Origin of the sequence: Pseudomonas sp. 10(2024) (genome assembly GCF_045164175.1) — a bacterium.
Taxonomy (GTDB): Bacteria; Pseudomonadota; Gammaproteobacteria; order Pseudomonadales; family Pseudomonadaceae; genus Aquipseudomonas; species Aquipseudomonas alloputida.
Genome location: NZ_CP174006.1, coordinates 2967203 through 2983178 on the forward strand (window position 1 = coordinate 2967203; position 15976 = coordinate 2983178).

Annotated in this window: 13 protein-coding genes; 4 read left to right on the top strand and 9 right to left on the bottom strand. The window is 61.3% G+C overall.

The annotated features are described in order from the left end of the window. Window positions 1-9 precede the first annotated feature (9 nt). The 4 genes from benR to hisN all read right to left on the bottom strand — a co-directional run bounded on the left by benR (window position 10) and on the right by hisN (window position 4219). Window positions 10-966 (bottom strand): benABC operon transcriptional activator BenR, encoded by a 957-nt coding sequence (gene benR / locus ACI7M0_RS13220; protein WP_129931709.1) that lies wholly within the window; start codon window positions 964-966, stop codon window positions 10-12. Between the two features lie 636 nt (window positions 967-1602). After that, window positions 1603-2334 carry an RHS repeat-associated core domain-containing protein gene (locus tag ACI7M0_RS13225; protein ID WP_256658104.1) on the bottom strand — a complete coding sequence of 244 codons (732 nt, stop codon included), beginning with the start codon at window positions 2332-2334 and terminating at the stop codon, window positions 1603-1605. Window positions 2335-2510: 176 nt separating this feature from the next. Further along, entirely contained in the window at window positions 2511-3242 is a 732-nt protein-coding gene (locus ACI7M0_RS13230; RefSeq protein WP_014591013.1) for a hypothetical protein, read from the bottom strand. A gap of 185 nt (window positions 3243-3427) precedes the next feature. Continuing rightward, window positions 3428-4219, bottom strand: coding sequence for a histidinol-phosphatase (gene hisN / locus ACI7M0_RS13235; protein WP_104887599.1), 792 nt, complete (start codon window positions 4217-4219; stop codon window positions 3428-3430). A 125-nt stretch (window positions 4220-4344) separates the two neighbouring features. Between hisN and ACI7M0_RS13240 the strand changes: the two genes are divergently transcribed. Together ACI7M0_RS13240 and ACI7M0_RS13245 are read left to right on the top strand one after the other, a co-directional pair. Beyond that, window positions 4345-5235 carry a universal stress protein gene (locus ACI7M0_RS13240; RefSeq protein ID WP_104961736.1) on the top strand — a complete coding sequence of 297 codons (891 nt, stop codon included), beginning with the start codon at window positions 4345-4347 and terminating at the stop codon, window positions 5233-5235. A 255-nt stretch (window positions 5236-5490) separates the two neighbouring features. Next, window positions 5491-7620 (top strand): TonB-dependent siderophore receptor, encoded by a 2130-nt coding sequence (locus ACI7M0_RS13245; RefSeq protein WP_129931707.1) that lies wholly within the window; start codon window positions 5491-5493, stop codon window positions 7618-7620. Between the two features lie 31 nt (window positions 7621-7651). Here ACI7M0_RS13245 and ACI7M0_RS13250 read toward each other — a convergent pair whose 3' ends face one another. From ACI7M0_RS13250 to ACI7M0_RS13260, 3 genes are all read right to left on the bottom strand, one after another. Beyond that, window positions 7652-8173, bottom strand: a complete 522-nt coding sequence (locus ACI7M0_RS13250) for an acyloxyacyl hydrolase (protein WP_020193020.1) — start codon at window positions 8171-8173, stop codon at window positions 7652-7654. A 253-nt stretch (window positions 8174-8426) separates the two neighbouring features. Continuing rightward, on the bottom strand, window positions 8427-8870 hold the full coding sequence (locus tag ACI7M0_RS13255) for a carboxypeptidase regulatory-like domain-containing protein (protein WP_129931706.1): 444 nt from the start codon (window positions 8868-8870) through the stop codon (window positions 8427-8429). A 126-nt stretch (window positions 8871-8996) separates the two neighbouring features. Further along, entirely contained in the window at window positions 8997-9863 is an 867-nt protein-coding gene (locus ACI7M0_RS13260; RefSeq protein ID WP_004374302.1) for a putrescine utilization regulator PtrR, read from the bottom strand. 107 nt (window positions 9864-9970) lie between these two features. Here ACI7M0_RS13260 and ACI7M0_RS13265 point away from each other — a divergent pair, with 107 nt between their 5' ends. Further along, complete coding sequence (locus tag ACI7M0_RS13265) at window positions 9971-11356, top strand: aldehyde dehydrogenase family protein (protein WP_104961739.1); 1386 nt, start codon at window positions 9971-9973, stop codon at window positions 11354-11356. A gap of 37 nt (window positions 11357-11393) precedes the next feature. Here ACI7M0_RS13265 and ACI7M0_RS13270 read toward each other — a convergent pair whose 3' ends face one another. Next, window positions 11394-13304, bottom strand: a complete 1911-nt coding sequence (locus tag ACI7M0_RS13270; protein WP_129931705.1) for an AAA family ATPase — start codon at window positions 13302-13304, stop codon at window positions 11394-11396. A 186-nt stretch (window positions 13305-13490) separates the two neighbouring features. Then, on the bottom strand, window positions 13491-14390 hold the full coding sequence (locus tag ACI7M0_RS13275; RefSeq protein WP_129931704.1) for a helix-turn-helix domain-containing protein: 900 nt from the start codon (window positions 14388-14390) through the stop codon (window positions 13491-13493). Between the two features lie 183 nt (window positions 14391-14573). Between ACI7M0_RS13275 and ACI7M0_RS13280 the strand changes: the two genes are divergently transcribed. Further along, window positions 14574-15932 carry a glutamine synthetase family protein gene (locus tag ACI7M0_RS13280; RefSeq protein ID WP_010954037.1) on the top strand — a complete coding sequence of 453 codons (1359 nt, stop codon included), beginning with the start codon at window positions 14574-14576 and terminating at the stop codon, window positions 15930-15932. Window positions 15933-15976: the final 44 nt, after the last annotated feature.

The following is a 15976-nucleotide window of genomic DNA, read 5'->3' on the forward strand; positions in this document are numbered from 1 at the left end:
CCAGAGGCCTCACAGACGCCGTTTCAAGGTATGCGAAGGCAGCTCCCCAAACTGCTGCCGATAAATCTCGGAAAACCGCCCCAGATGAAGGAAGCCGTAATCCAGGGCCAATTCCGTCACGCTGCGCACGCCACACGTCGGGTCGCTCAGGCAGGCATGCACCCGTTCCAGTTTCCGCTGGCGTACGTAATGCTTGGGCGTGATGCCCAGGTGCTGGTCGAACAACGCATACAGCGAGCGTAAACTCATGCAAGCCTGCTCTGCCAGCACTTCAGCCGACAATTCCAGTTTCAGGTTGCGTTCGATGTAATCAAGAATGCGCTCTAGCCCGGCCTGCGGGGCACTGAGGCTCTCGCGGCGGATATTGGTGCTCATCAGGGTCAGCAGCTTGCTGGCGACAATCTGGCTGTAATGGCCCTGCACCCTGGGCAGCGAATCGCTCACTTCCGCCTCATGACAAACCATGGCCAGCAGGTTCACGAAGCCATCCAGCTCATCCAGCCGGTAATGATTGCGCAAGAACCGCACGCCCCCATCAGGCCGCTGCCAGCGCTGCTCATCGCAGATCGAGTCCAGCAGCCGGGTCGGCACCTTGAGGATGAACTTCTCGCAGTCTTCTGAGTAAGTCAGGTCAACCGGGTCGTCCGGGTTGATCAGCAGCAACTCGCCCGGCACCAGGTGCTGCTCGCGCTTGTGCCCGCGCCACAGGCAGTTGCCATTGAGCAAGACTTGCAGGTGGTAGATGGTTTCCAGCGCAGGCGACGTCACGCGAACACTGCCGCCATAGCTGATACGGCACAGGTCGAGCTCGGCGAACTTGCGATGGCTGAGGCTGGCCTGGGGGTGGGTGGTGCGGGACAGACCGATGCAATGCTGGCCTACATGCTGGTTCACATAATCGGACACAGCGTAAGGGTCGGCGTGGTGAAACACGCTACTGCGCTCGCTCAGCAGGCGGCTTTCCATAGGCAAGGCACTCGGTATCGTTATTGTTCTGGTCGCCGCGCCCTACCGCCTTGTGGGCTGTGGTTGCGGTCATCACGGTCATTCTATCGGGCTGGCAGCGCGTCGCAGGGGCAGGCGACAGCCGGCGGACAGGAACACTACAGCAAAAAGGCGGGGGTTGGGCAATGCAACGATGGGATTGGCTGGGCGGATACCGGACAGGTCCGGCGTCATGCGTGTTCGTTTATCGAACAGTATCTTCCGGTACTCGCGTGGCCTGCACATAGGGGCGGACCAAGCGCTCCAGGTGCCGGCGGTACGGGCTGGCGTGTTCAATAATCTCGTCGATGCCGATCGGGTAAATGTTGGCGCATCTCAGCTCTAACGTCAGGTGCAGGCCATTGGACAAACTTGCTTGCACTCCTCATGGCGGGTGATAGTGCCGACCATCCGCGCAACATACACCCCTCATTGACAGTGATGCTCTTGTCTCGGTCGAGTGCAGTATATAGGAGGCGGTCCACTAATTATGGCCTGACGGTTAATAAGCCCCTTTACGTAGAAAGCTGGAGACTTCAAATACTTAGCTACCAAGCGGCGAAAATAAGGTTACTCGAGATTGATACTCAACCTGGCGCCGCAAATTTCCGAGAACTACTATCCACCAAACATTTCACGCTCAGCCCTAATCCAAGCAGTAACTTTCATCAACTCAGGAATCCTAGCGCCGCCAGAGGCAATATTACTAGCATAAGCATCAAACAAATAATCATCTACATCACTCCCCCCGACAGGAGGGGCGACAACACGCTTGATAAAATTAAGAACATCCAGATCTTCCGGCAATATATTTCTGTCAGATGAAGGCGACCCCCTCAAGCGAGCAAGCACAGTCAACTTCGAATTACGCTCTACAAAAGGTCTTAATTCAGGGTTGGACTGAATTATATCTTGCGGCGGTATCTTTTTATTCCTCATTATTAAATATTTATCTCTTAATTCGGGACCCTCCAGTTTGAAGGTGATATTTTGCTGCTTGGGGTTCTTAACGGGAACATTACTGGGTGAGCTCGATGAGGGCTTCGATGGGGCTGTCTGTGATAATTTTATTACTAGCTTCGGCGACCCTGGGGACTGCCCTGTAGGGTCCGAGTAATTTACAGGATCTCCGGCGCAGTAAGAATAGCTGTTGATACCACCTTTCAAAAACGGGCTCAAGACATCGGGTGATGCGAAACGCATCAAAGCTGGTAGATACAATCGTTTACCTACCCCTAGATGATACCCGCTTACAAGCTCGTCTAAATGATCACCATTGTAATTCAACACGTAGCGATAGCCATCACCCCCAATAGCCCCGTAGGGCGTGTACGATTGCGAACGTTTCACGATCAATGACCTTAGAGAACACCATTTCCCTTGAATTCTAGGCTGTCATACACTCACTGCAACTGGCAAAAATGCCAGTTGCGGCCCGACGAAACGTTGATTCGCCCATGAACACTCATCAACTCAGTCCTCATTCATGCATGGTCATTTCGCAAAGGGCGTGCGGCAGAGACCTCTTACTGCACCGGCAGGAAGTTCATCAGCAACAGGCTCTGCGCGTAATTCAAGCCTATGCGCCGATAACGCTCATCCAGCAACTCGGCCAGCAAATCCAGCCGCGCGACGATCTTGCCGAACTCAACGGCAAAACTCAGGTTGCTGCCCTCCTCCGAGATTTCGTTCGAGAACAGCAGCAACACCCCATTGGCATCTTGCCGCTGGCTGAGCATCCATGTTGCCTTCTCGATATTGCGCGCGGCGTTGTTGACGAACAGGGGGTCGATGGTATCGGTCATGTAGAACTCGGTACGCCCGCCATGCGCGGTGATCAGCATGCTGCCAATGGCGTAGATGAAGGCACCGACCCGGTCCCCACGAAACTCCGGGCTCAGGGCGTAGCTCAATGCCGCCAGATCACGGCGGTTGCCCAGTTGCGGCAGCGGCCGGCGCTGTTCGATGGCAATGCGGATCTGTCGCTCGGCGGTGGCGGCGTCCAGGTAGCCAGACATCTTCCACTGGCTGGGGTTGCGCAGGTACAGCTTGTTCATCAGCAGGTACAGGCTTTGCAGGTTGTCGCGCATCGACAGCGTGGCCAGGCGGTCGACGCTGGTCTGGAACAGCTCGCTGGGTTTGCCGTTGCCGAGCTGGTTGACCATGTCACGGCCCTGCTGCTGCGTACAGGCGCACAGGCATGCCAGGGCACCTGTCAGTAGCAGGCGGGGGAGGAAATTCGGGTAGCTTGCAACCATCGGCACCGGGTCGATATTCGGCGGCTGCGCCGGGAGTCAGCGCGGCCTGGCCAAGCATAGAGCCCGAAAATGGGAAAAAGTGCGGTGGCTGGAGAGAATGGAAACCTGTGGCGGCCTCTTCGCGGGTAACCCGCTCCCACAAGAAGGGACTCGCCCGCGAAGAGCCTAGGAGCGACGAACCCGGATCACATGGCGTGGCGCAACATCTCCACCACCTGCGCATGCAGCGCAGGATCACCACAGGCCACCACGCACCCGCCATCCTGCGCCGAACTGCCATCCCACGCCGTGATCACGCCACCCGCCCCTTCGATGATCGGCATCAGTGCCTGTACGTCATACGGCTGAAGGCTCGCTTCGACAATCACGTCGACAAAGCCCGACGCCAGCATGCAGTAGGCATAGCAATCACCGCCATAACGCATCAACCGCGCCTTGCCGGCGACCGCTTCGAATGCCGCCTTGCGCTCGGCGGTGTCGAACATGTCCGGCGTGGTGCACATCAGTGTGGCGGCAGACAGGTCGGCGCAGGCACGCGTCTTCAGGGGCGTGCCACTGCGCCAGGCGCCTGCCGGGGTACCCACGAAACGTTCGCCGGTGAACGGCTGGTTCATCACCCCCAGCACGGGGCGGGTACCGTCATTCAGGGCAATCAAGGTGCCCCACAATGGCAAGCCGGTAATGAAGGCGCGGGTGCCATCGATCGGGTCCAGCACCCAGGTCAACGGGCTGCTGCCCACTGCAATGCCGGCTTCTTCGCCAAGAATGCCGTGCTCGGGATAACGCGCCTGGATCAACTCACGCATGGCGTCTTCAGCGGCCTTGTCGGCCACGGTCACCGGGTCGTACAGACGCCCGCCCTTGTCCTCGACATCCAGGCTGGCGCGGAAGTACGGCGCGATCGCTGCAGCGGCAGCATCGGCCAATTGCTCGGCAAAGGCGCGATACTCAACGATCTGTTCAGCACTCAGGGACATGGGACGGGCCTCGTGACAATGATGGGGCACGCATCATACCCGACACATCGCCCCGCTGTACGCTGCGGCAGTCTAGACTGAAACTGATCAGGTCACCGGGGGGCTGCCACACGTGGAGGTGTGCGATGAGCCAGTTCAAACGTCTGTTCGTCATGCTCGGCCCGCAAATGCGTCATACGCCTGCGCTGCAACGCGCGGCGGCGTTGGCAGAGTCCAGCGGTGCCCTGCTGGATATCAATGTGTTCGTCGACGACGTCGACACCTTTGGCTTGATGAGCGATGGTCGTGAGCGTGAGCGGCTGCTCAGCGACAACCGCCAATGGCTGGCGGATGAGGCCGAACAGCTGAGCGATGCCGGCGTGGACGTGTCCACCGAGCTGTTGTTGACCCGCGACCCGCTGGGCAGCGTACTGGAACGGGTCGAACGGCTGGGCTGCGATCTGCTGGTCAAGGACGTACAGCACGAGCCCGTACTCAAACGCCTGCTGGTCACGCCGCTGGACTGGCAGTTGCTCAAGGACAGCCCGGTCGCCGTGCACTTGGTCAGCGACATTCGCCTGCCCCTGCCACGGCAGATCGCCGCCGCGGTGGACCTGAACAGCCATGGCGCTGGCGAGCACCTGGACGAGCAGGTCATCCACTGCGCCCATGACCTGGCCCTGCAGTGCAACGCCGAACTGCACCTGCTGCATGTGTGCGACGCGGCCAAGACCCACATCGCCGACTTCGGCGCCGGTACGGTCACCATGCCCGGCTTCGACAGCAGTGTGCGAACCGCGCAGCGGGCGGCGTTCAACCGCCTGGGCGACCATCACCAGATCCCGCTGGAGCGCCGACACTTCCTCGAAGGGGCTGCGATCAGGGCCATTGCCCAGTTCGTCGGCCACAACCGGGTGGACGTGATCGTCATGGGCAGCCACCGGCATGACACCATGCAGACATTCCTCGGCGGGACAACGGCGCATGTGCTGGAACACCCGCTGTGCAATGTGTTGGCGATCAAGGCTGTTCGCTGAGCTTCAGCAGGCTGCCCCAGGGGCCAGGCAGGAATAACCTTGTATTGCGAAGAGGCACTTCCAGCCACGGAGCAGCTTATCACCTGTCGGCCCCTTCGCAGTGCCTGCAGGCACTGGTGCCACTGACGCTTCATCTTCCTTGGTTTCTGGTACACCAGTGCCACTCAAAATTAATGCATTTGATAATGATTCGTAGTATGTTCGCGGCATTTCCCGACCCAGCCCTTAGCGCCCTATTCAAGGACCGTACCGTCGATGCGCCGCACGTTCGTTTCGCTTTGTGTGCTTCATGCTGTCTCCCCGCTGGCCTTTGCCGAGCCTGAAACGCTCAGCGACCCTAACCAGATCGAACTCCAGGCCCTGAGCATCACCAGTACTGCCGACAGCGAACGCGCCGACGGCCCGGTCGAAGGCTACAAGGCCACCCGCTCGGCCAGTGCCACCCGCACCGACACGGCGCTGCACGAAACCCCGCAATCGGTCAGCGTGGTGCCCAAGGATGTGCTGGTAGACACGGGCGCCACGCGCCTGCAGGAAGGCCTGGACTACGCCGGTGGTGTCGGCCGCGCCAACAACTTCGGTGGCCAGGGCCTGACAACCTTCACCGTGCGTGGCTTCACGACCGGCGAGTTCTATCGCAACGGCTTTCCGATCAACCGCGGCTACCCCAACGCCCCGGATGCCAACACCGTCGAGCGCCTGGAGGTCATCCGTGGCCCGGCCAGCAGCCTGTACGGCCGTGGCGACCCCGGCGGTACGTTCAACGTGGTCAGCAAGCAGCCGTTGCCGGAGTCCAAGGTCACCCTTGGCAGCCAGTTCGATGACCAGGGCATGCACCGTGCCACCCTCGATGCCACCGGGCCGCTGAGCCAGGACGGCTCGCTGGCCTACCGCCTGAATGTACTGGGTGAAGGCGGCGACAGCTTCCGCGACGATGTCGAAAGCGAACGCTACGATGTCGCCCCGGTCATCAGCTGGCAGGTCAATGACGCCACGAAGATCACCTTCGAAGGCGATTTCATGCGCAACAACCACCCCCTCGATCGCGGCCTGACCCGCTACCCCACCCAGACCGGCAGCGCCTCGCGCGATACCTACATCTGGGAGAAAGGCAGCGACAACCTGCTGCACAACGACAACAACATGGCCCAGGTGCGCTTCGAGCACCTGCTCAACGACAACTGGACGCTGGGCGGTGGATTCCAGTACCTCGATGGCTCGCTCAAGGGTAATGCAGTCGAGGGGAGCAATTTACTGGCAGACGGCCGCACCCTGCAGCGGAACTTCAACTACCGCAAGCTGGAATGGACCGACCGTGACTGGCAATTGAACCTGACCGGGCATTTCGATACCGGTACGCTCAGCCACACCCTGCTGACAGGCATCGAGTACGAGAACTATCACTACAGCTCCATCATCCGACGTTCCAGCGCGTCCTACCCGATCGACATCTACGACCCGGTACTCGGCCAACCGAGACCGGCGCTGGATACGGTCCCAACGACCTGGGACAGTGAGAACCTGCAGACCTGGGCCTTCTTCATCCAGGATCAGGTGGCGCTGACCGAGCGTCTGAAGGCGTTGGCTGGTGTACGCTTCGAGCGCTTCGAGCACGATTACGACGATAAGCGACCTGCCAATCGGGACTTCAGCAAGGGCGAAAACGGCGTCACGCCACGCTTTGGCCTGATCTACGACCTGACTGACACCGTGGCGGTCTATGCCAATACTGCGCGCTCGTTCAAGCCCAACACAGGCACGCCTGCCAGCGGCGGTGGCTTCGACCCGGAAAAGGGCAAGTCGTACGAGCTGGGTGTGAAATGGGAAGCGTTGGACCGGCAGCTGAGCGTCGACGCGGCGATCTATCAGATCACCAAGGAAAACGTCCTGACTCGCGACCCGAACGACTCGACCAATACCTACAGCATTGCCGCCGGCGAAGTGCGCAGCCGTGGCCTGGACATCAACGTCGCCGGCAACCTCACCCCCGAATGGCGCATGATCGGTGGCTATGCCTACGTCGACGCCGAAGTCACCAAGGACACCACCCTGCCCAAGGGAACGCACCTGGCCAATATCCCACGCAACACCTTCAGCCTGCTGAACACCTACGAGTTCCAGGATGGCCTGGCCAAAGGCCTTGGCCTGGGCGTAGGCGTGAAGTATGTAGACGACCGTGCCGGGCAGACATCGACGGCCACCTACACGATGGAGCGCTACAGCGTGGTCGACCTGTTGAGCTTCTACAAGGTCAACGAACACGTGCGGTTGAATCTGGACGTGAAGAACGTGTTCAACAAGGGGTATGACGAGGGGGCGTTCAACAGCTACGTATACCCCGGCGCACCGCGCACGGTGCAGGCCGGCGTTTCCTATACCTTCTGAATTGCCGGGGCCGCGCCGCGGCCCCGTAATGTCAGAACGCTGTGCTGTAGAACAGCGAGTACGACTCTATGCCGTCGTTTGGCTGCTTTATCCCGGCGTTGGAGTAGTGCATGGCACGGATGCCTACCTTCTGTTCTCCCGGCAACTTCAGGCCAAAGCCGATACGGTCTTCAAAGTTGACCGCCGACCCCAGTCGCTGGTCGCCCACGTCGGTCTTTGAAAACGCTGCCAGGCCAATCCCTGCCTCGATGTAAGGCGTGTAGGTAAAGCCGCTGAACTCATACGTGAACACCGGGCTGAACGACAGCGAATGCGCACCACTGGCATCGCCACCTTCCCAATAGGTGTAGGCCGCATCCCAGTAACCGCTCACATGGCCGGTGCTGCTTTCCAGCCATTTCTTGTCCCAGTCGAACGACATGCCGATACGGTAAGTCATGTCACCTTGGCCGGTGGCGCCCACGGCGCCTGATATCTGCGCAGCCTGGACCAGATCGGCCCCGGCAAAGGCCAGCACTGCTACGGCCAGCGAAGCTGCTAGACGGGTTTTCATCAACGACTCTCCTGATGGTCTACACGGCAAGCGGGGGCTTGGGCCCCTCGATGTTTTGCGCTGACCGGTGCATCCAGACCGGTCATACGAAGTAATACTTTTCTGATTATTGTCCAGATAATCAGAAAGTTGGAAGTGTATTGCCACTATTGGCTAAATCACTTGGTAAAGATGTGCCTGCCGGGCACAGGAATTCGCGAGGCGTGACCTGACCCCAGGCAGGAGTACAGGCGTACTCCTGCCCGACTTTTCATCAACGCCAGTTAAGGTTAACGGTCGTGGGCGCCTTGCCCGTGACGGCCGCCCACTGCTGCACCGCCTGGCCTTGGGCATTGCCAATGACCTTGTATTTGCCGGGAGGCAATTGCACATACAGCAGCGGCCCGGCATCGCTGACACTGAGTACGGGCTGGCCCTGGGCATTCTGGATATCGACGGTGGCCCCGCTCTGGAACTTGCCTTCCGGGCCGGTCGAAAGCTCTACGTGCAGGTCATAACCCGTGGTCTTGCGCAGGGCATTGGCCTCGTCCTGGCCGATACCGCCCTGCAGGTAGCGCACGCCATTCTGCTCCTGCGGTTGCAACTGCACGGCCTGCATGTCGATGGGGGCATTGAGGTCGGCAGCGGCGGCCAGGGTCCATGGCAGGGCCAGGGTGATCAGCAAGGCAGCGCCGAGCGCATAGTGATGGTTACGCATGGTACGACCCTCCTTTCGAGGATGGCTTACCTATTATCTGATCCTCCCAGCGAAAGGGTGTTCGTGCTGATGCCTGGTCATGGCGGTGAAATTCACTTCAGAAAATCAGGTTATCTAGTGAAAACATCAGCTTGCGCGGCCTTCTTCAAGCAACTTCACGAACATGCTCAAACTGCGCGAGACCGTACCTCGTCGCCAGACCAGCCAGGTTTTCAGATAGCGGAAGTCCTCCGACATTGGCCAGGCGCTGACGGTGCTGCACCCGGGCATATTGTCGAGCATGCTGCGCGGCAGCATGGCCAGGCCGGCACCCGCACTGACGCAGGCCAACATACCGTGGTACGACTCCATTTCGTGAATCTTGCCCGGTACCGCCTGGTCCTGCACGAACCAGTTTTCGAAGTGATGGCGGTATGAACAGTTGGCGCGGAAGGCGTAGATGCTTTCACCGTTCACGTCCTGGGCGCGGGTCACCGGTGTATGGTTGAGCGGCGCAATGACCATCATCTCTTCCTCGAACACCGGTATGCCCTCCAGCGTCGGGTGCAGCACCGGGCCGTCGACGAACGCCGCCACCAGGCGGCCAGACAACACGCCTTCGAGCATGGTCCCGGAAGGCCCGGTGGACAGGTCAAGGTCAACCTTGGGGTAGCGTTGGTTGTAGGCGGCCAGCAACGCCGGAATGCGCACCGCCGCCGTGCTTTCCAGCGATCCGAGGGCAAAGGTGCCCTGCGGGTCTTCACCCGCCACGGTCAGCCGCGCCTCATGGACCAGGTCGAGGATGCGCCGGGTGTATTCGAGGAAGTTCCAACCCGCAGGCGACAGGCGCAGGCGGCTCTTTTCCCGAATGAACAGTTCTACACCCAGGTCCTCCTCCAGTTGCTTGATGCGCGTGGTCAGGTTCGACGGCACCCGATGGATGTGCTGCGCGGCGGCGCTGATGCTGCCCTGCTCTGCCACGGCCTTGAAGATCTCCAGTTGCACCAGGTCCACAGGCATTCTCCAAACGTGAATGTTTCGCTCATTATTATTCAGTTTTCATTAAAGCCATAGCCCACTAGTCTGGCCTCATTGATTAACAACAACGAGAGTGTCCCGCCATGAGCGCGATCAGCAGCCTGACCCACGCCATCTCCCTCGACCCGTACAGCGGCGAGCAGATTGGCGCCTACCCGTTCGACACCGACGCCGCACTGGAAGCGGCGCTGCAACGTGCCAAGGTTGGCTACCGCCAGTGGCGCCAGGTGTCGCTGGGTCAGCGCAGCGAGTACCTGCTGGCCCTGGCCGGCACCCTCGAAGCCAAGGCTGAAGCTTTCGCGCACATGATCAGCCGCGAAATTGGCAAGCCGATCGCCCAGGCTCGCGGTGAAGTCAGCAAGTGTGTAGGCCTTTGCCGCTGGTACGCCGAGCACGGCCCGGCCATGCTCGCCGCCGAGCCGACCCAGGTCGAAAAAGCCCGTATCGAATACCGCCCGCTGGGCCCGATCCTGGCCGTGATGCCGTGGAACTTCCCGGTCTGGCAGGTGCTGCGCGGCGCCGTGCCGGCGATTCTGGCGGGTAACACCTACGTGCTCAAGCACGCACCGAACGTAATGGGCAGCGCCTACCTGATGGGTGAGCTGTTCAAGGATGCCGGCCTGCCGGAAGGCGTGTTCGAAGTGTTGAACGTGACCCCGGATGGCGTCACCCGCGCCATCAACGATCCGCGCATCGCCGCCGTGACCCTGACCGGCAGCGTGCGTGCCGGCATGGCGATTGGTGCACAGGCCGGTGCCGCGCTGAAGAAGTGCGTGTTGGAGCTGGGTGGCTCCGATCCCTTCATCGTGCTGGCCGATGCCGACCTGGATGCTGCCGTCCAGGCCGCGGTGATAGGCCGCTACCAGAACACCGGCCAGGTGTGCGCCGCCGCCAAGCGCCTGATCGTGGAAGCCAGCATCGTCGACGCGTTCACCCACAAGTTCGTTGAAGCCACTCGCCAGCTGAAAGTCGGCAACCCGCTGGAGGACGACACCTATATCGGCCCGATGGCCCGCTATGACCTGCGCGACGAGTTGGATGGCCAGGTTCAGGCGACGTTGGCCGAAGGCGCCACGTTGCTGCTGGGCGGCAACAAGGTCGAAGGCGTGGCCAACTTCTACGCACCGACCGTGTTCGCCAATGTCACCCCGGACATGACCGCGTTCAAGCAGGAGCTGTTCGGCCCGGTAGCGGCGATCATCACTGCACGCGATGCCGACCATGCCGTGGAACTGGCCAACGACAGCGAGTTTGGCCTGGCCTCGACCATCTACACAGCCGACTACGCGCTGGCCGAACGCATGACCGCTGCACTGGATACCGGTGGCGTGTTCATCAATGGCTACTGCGCTTCGGACCCCCGCGTGGCGTTTGGTGGCGTGAAGAAGAGCGGTTTCGGCCGTGAGCTGTCGCACTTTGGCGTGCGCGAGTTCACCAATGCCCAGACCGTGTGGCTGGACCGTAACTGATTCATGACCCTGGGGCTGCTTTGCGGCCCCAGATGCTTCAATCCCGAACCTGGTCCTTGACCCAGTCCAGCATCCCCCCCGGCACGATCAGTTCATGCCGCGCCCGCGAACAGGCGGTATACAACCCCGCCAGCATACGCGCCCGTTCATTGCGGTTACCCGCCACCTGTGGCGCCACCATCAGCTCCGGCGACACCATCACCCGGGCAAACTCCATGTTCTTCACATCACGTACTCGCCCCAGGAACAGCTTCGGCGCCTTGTCCCAGCGGTAGCGGCTCTTGGCCTTGGCAAAGTGCTCCGGCGTGTAGCCTTTGCGCAGCATGTTGGCCACGGCGACGAACGCTTTGTCATCGCCCTTGTCCTGTTCCAGCGCCTGCCAGCTGGCATAGCGGAACAGCATCGGGTGGCGCGGCCGGGTGCCGTAGCGGTACAGCTCGATGCAGTCCTCGACGAACAGCTCAAAGTCCTTGCGGGCGCTTTTCAGCAACAAGAACGGCACCCCCTGATGCGTCAGGCGCTGGAACCAGCCAAACAGGCCCCATTCATCATCGACGATAAGCGCCGTGGGCTGTTCCGGCACCATCACCGTATCGAAGAAGCTGACCCGAGTGTAGTGCTCGGCGCTGCCACTGAAGGCCGCCTGGATCGTGGCCGGGTGCGCCTGGATCAACGGGTTGAGCACATTGTCCATTGCCGGCCCGGCGCGCAGTGAATGGTCGATGCAGCGTTGCCGGATGAAGCTGCCATGGTGCGGGCTGAGGCCGTTGAGGTTTTGCAGTTCGTCACCCAGGGTAATGATCGACTGCGGACTGCGATCGAGTACCGCCAGCATCGGTGCCGACAGCTCGTGGGCTTCGTCGACGATGACATGGGTATAACGGCTGTCGATGACATGCTCGGTCAGCGACAGCAGCTTGACCCGGTGGTAGTCACGCACCGGCAGCTGAATGTCCCGCGCCGACGGGCGAATCAGCTCTTGCCAGTACAGGCGTGCCTTTTCCAGCAGCACCTCCTGATCCAACGGCGAGGTGCCAGGCCCGGCCCAGGGCAAGTGGTGCAGCTGAAGCTGGGTATCGGCACTGTGGCAGAACGTGCGCACGGCGCGGATGCACAAGGCAACCACGTCACGCGCTGCGAGCGGGCCGATATCAGGGATGGCCAGCCAGCGCACCACTTGCGCTTCCTGGGGGCGCCAGGACAGCTTGGTGCGGTACGGATCGCGCAATCGCCAGCCGTTGCTGGTGAGGTCACGGTTGAGCAGCTCGTCAGCCAGTTGGCCGAAGGTCAGCGCGGTATAGGCGGAAGCGTCCTTGACCCGCGCCTGCAGCGCGCGCAACTGCCCTTCGGTCAAGGCCAGCAGCAAGGTGCGCTGTGGCTCCAGCAGCCGGGCGAACTGGTGAATCAGGAAGGTTTTGCCGGTGCCGGCGAAACCTTGCACAGCCACCGACTCGTCGACGCCACTGAGGAATTCACGCAGCAGGCGGTTCTGCTGGTCGCTGAGCATCAAGTCACTGGCCAGGGACGGCAGGTACACCGGGTGCAGCGGCGTGGCCCGTTGGCGGTAGCGGTCGGCGAACTGGAAGTTCCACTGGCCTTCGTCATCCAGCCATTCGTCCGCCTGGTACTGCACTTCGGCCGACAGCAGTGCAATGCCGTTTTCGCCCAGCATGCCCAGGCCCATGGCGAACGCTTCGCGATCGAATTGCTGCGCTACCTGGGCCTGGAAGCGCCCAGGGGCGACACCTTCGACTTCGTTGGCGATGCGCACGATTTCGGCGAAACGACGCTCCTGCGCGTCGGCCGAGGCGGTGGCAGGCTGGCGTGGCAGGTTTTGCACGAACAGCACGGTAGCGGCATCGACAACACTGGCGGTGGTGAAGAACTCGGTAACGGCCGCGCTGGCGAGGCGGTCGGCCTGGTCGCTGGGCAAAGGCAGATAGAACATCGGCACCTCGGGTGAAATCAGGGCGGCACGATAGCAACTTTTGGCGTGGAATGCTGGGTTCAGTGTTGCCTGGGCTGGCCGCTTCGCGGACTTACCCGCGCCCCAGGCAACCTGCGATTCACGAAACCATGCTGGTGCTGTGGGAGCGGACGAGCCCGCGAAGAGGCCGGCAGCCCCGCCTCCACCTCAAACCCTGCAGCGCTTCAATGTTTCACTGGGAAACTCCTTGAACAACTGCCGGTAACTCTCTGAAAACCTTCCTAAATGCCAGAACGACCAGCGCATCGCCACCTCGGCCACGGTCACGCCGCCACCGCGCAACAGATCACGCCGCGCACCGTTGAGCCGGCGCAGGCGCAGCCAGTGCGCCGGCGGCATGCCGGTAAACGCCTTGAACGCCTGCTGCAACTGGCGCAGGGAAACCCCAGCCACGTCTGCCAGCTCAAGCAGGTTCAGCGTCTCTTCCGGGCAATCGGCCGCCCATTCGCTGACCCGGTGCATGATCGCCCTTTCCTCGTCCCGCCGCCCCAGGGCCACGCCCTGTAAACGTTGGCTGGCGTTGTCGAGAATGAACAGGCAGTCCTCCAGCAGCTGCTCAGCCAGGGCCTGCCCTTGCAACGGGCAACCCTCCTCGCCCAACCGGTTCAAGGTGGCGCTGAGCCAGCTGCCGAACAGCGCATTCTGGCCGCTGCCCAGTGGCACCATGAACAACCCTTCCAGGCGCTGCGGGTCCAGCCCATGGCGGGCCAGGAAGGCCTGGTCGAACACGACCGCCACCTCCTGGTAGTTCTCCGGCGTGATCCAGATATTGCGGCTTTGTTCGTTCAGCAGGTACAGGCTGTTCTCGCTGCGGTCGAAGCAAAACGCCAGCGAGCCGCTTGGCGCGCGGAAAAACTGCTCCACCCGGGTGTTCAGGCGCTCTTCGTACACCTCCACACCATCCAGCCCCAGACACCGCAGCTCACCGCTGAAGTACCCGGGCGACATTTGCCGGTACTGCTGCTGCCAGCCAGGGGTGGCGCGCACTTGCTCGGTGACGTCAGTGGTGTGGAAAGCCTGGACCTTCAACGCATTGGCGGTTGTCACACATCGTCCTGTATGCACTCTTTTGGTGCATTCGATACTGAAGAAAGTGGATAGATCGCCCCGGGGGGCTGCGCCCAAGATAGTCTCCAGCGCGTCACCTGGGAAGCGTAACGCCTTCGCAACTGTTCAACGGTTTTCGCAAGCGCCCACGCTCCCCCACTAAAACCCAACCAAGAGGTCTGTATGAACGCCCCCTTCGATCAGCTGTCCACCTGGCTGAAAGAACACCGGATCACCGAAGTCGAATGCGTGATCAGCGACTTGACCGGCATCGCCCGCGGCAAGATTGCGCCTACCGCCAAGTTCCTCCATGAGCGAGGCATGCGCCTGCCAGAAAGCGTGCTGCTGCAGACGGTCACCGGCGACTACGTCGACGATGACATCTATTACAACCTGCTCGACGCCGCCGACATCGACATGGTCTGCCGCCCTGACCCCACTGCCGTTTACCAGATCCCGTGGGCGATCGAGCCAACCGCGATCGTGATCCACGACACCTTCGACAAGCAAGGCAACCCTATCGAGCTTTCGCCACGCAACGTGCTGAAGAAGGTGCTCAAGCTGTACGCCGACAAGGGCTGGCAGCCAATCGTCGCACCCGAGATGGAGTTCTACCTGACCAAGCGCTGCGAAGACCCGGACTTGCCACTGCAGGTGCCACTGGGGCGTTCAGGCCGTGCTGAAAGTGGCCGTCAGTCGTTCTCGATCGACGCCGCCAACGAATTCGACCCACTGTTCGAAGACGTCTACGACTGGTGCGAGATCCAGGGCCTGGACCTGGATACGCTGATCCACGAAGACGGCCCGGCGCAGATGGAGATCAACTTCCGCCACGGCGACGCGCTGGACCTGGCCGACCAGATCACCGTGTTCAAGCGCACCATGCGCGAGGCCGCGCTCAAGCACAACGTGGCCGCCACGTTCATGGCCAAGCCGATCACCGATGAACCCGGCAGTGCCATGCACCTGCACCAGAGCGTGGTCGACATCGCCACTGGCAAACCGATCTTTGCCAACGAAGACGGCAGCATGAGCCAGCTGTTTTTGCATCACATCGGCGGCTTGCAGAAGTACATCCCCAAGCTGCTGCCGATGTTTGCGCCCAACGTCAACTCGTTCCGCCGCTTCCTGCCGGATACCTCGGCACCGGTCAACGTCGAGTGGGGCGAAGAAAACCGCACGGCCGGCCTGCGCGTGCCCACCTCCAGCCCTGAGGCGATGCGGGTGGAAAACCGCCTGCCGGGCGCCGATGCCAACCCGTACCTGGCCATCGCTGCCAGCCTGCTGTGCGGCTACCTGGGCATGGTCGAGCAGATCGACCCTAGCGCACCGGTGCAGGGCCGCGCCTATGAACGCCGCAACCTGCGCCTGCCGATCACCATCGAAGATGCGCTGCAGCACATGGAAGACTGCGAAACCGTGCAGCAGTACCTGGGCAAGCAGTTCGTCCAGGGCTACGTGGCGGTCAAGCGCGCCGAGCACGAGAACTACAAGCGCGTCATCAGCTCGTGGGAGCGTGAATTCCTGATGCTGAGTGTCTGATCCACCGCGGGGGTGCTTTGCACCCCATGCACAGGCAAGCCTGC

What these genes read in the sequence shown, in the direction of transcription:
- benR (WP_129931709.1), bottom strand. Translation starts at nt 966, where the DNA reads ATGGAAAGCCGCCTGCTGAGCGAGCGCAGTAGCGTGTTTCACCACGCC.
- ACI7M0_RS13230 (WP_014591013.1), bottom strand. Translation starts at nt 3,242, where the DNA reads ATGGTTGCAAGCTACCCGAATTTCCTCCCCCGCCTGCTACTGACAGGT.
- hisN (WP_104887599.1), bottom strand. Translation starts at nt 4,219, where the DNA reads ATGTCCCTGAGTGCTGAACAGATCGTTGAGTATCGCGCCTTTGCCGAG.
- ACI7M0_RS13240 (WP_104961736.1), top strand. Translation starts at nt 4,345, where the DNA reads ATGAGCCAGTTCAAACGTCTGTTCGTCATGCTCGGCCCGCAAATGCGT.
- ACI7M0_RS13245 (WP_129931707.1), top strand. Translation starts at nt 5,491, where the DNA reads ATGCGCCGCACGTTCGTTTCGCTTTGTGTGCTTCATGCTGTCTCCCCG.
- ACI7M0_RS13250 (WP_020193020.1), bottom strand. Translation starts at nt 8,173, where the DNA reads ATGAAAACCCGTCTAGCAGCTTCGCTGGCCGTAGCAGTGCTGGCCTTT.
- ACI7M0_RS13255 (WP_129931706.1), bottom strand. Translation starts at nt 8,870, where the DNA reads ATGCGTAACCATCACTATGCGCTCGGCGCTGCCTTGCTGATCACCCTG.
- ACI7M0_RS13265 (WP_104961739.1), top strand. Translation starts at nt 9,971, where the DNA reads ATGAGCGCGATCAGCAGCCTGACCCACGCCATCTCCCTCGACCCGTAC.
- ACI7M0_RS13270 (WP_129931705.1), bottom strand. Translation starts at nt 13,304, where the DNA reads ATGTTCTATCTGCCTTTGCCCAGCGACCAGGCCGACCGCCTCGCCAGC.
- ACI7M0_RS13280 (WP_010954037.1), top strand. Translation starts at nt 14,574, where the DNA reads ATGAACGCCCCCTTCGATCAGCTGTCCACCTGGCTGAAAGAACACCGG.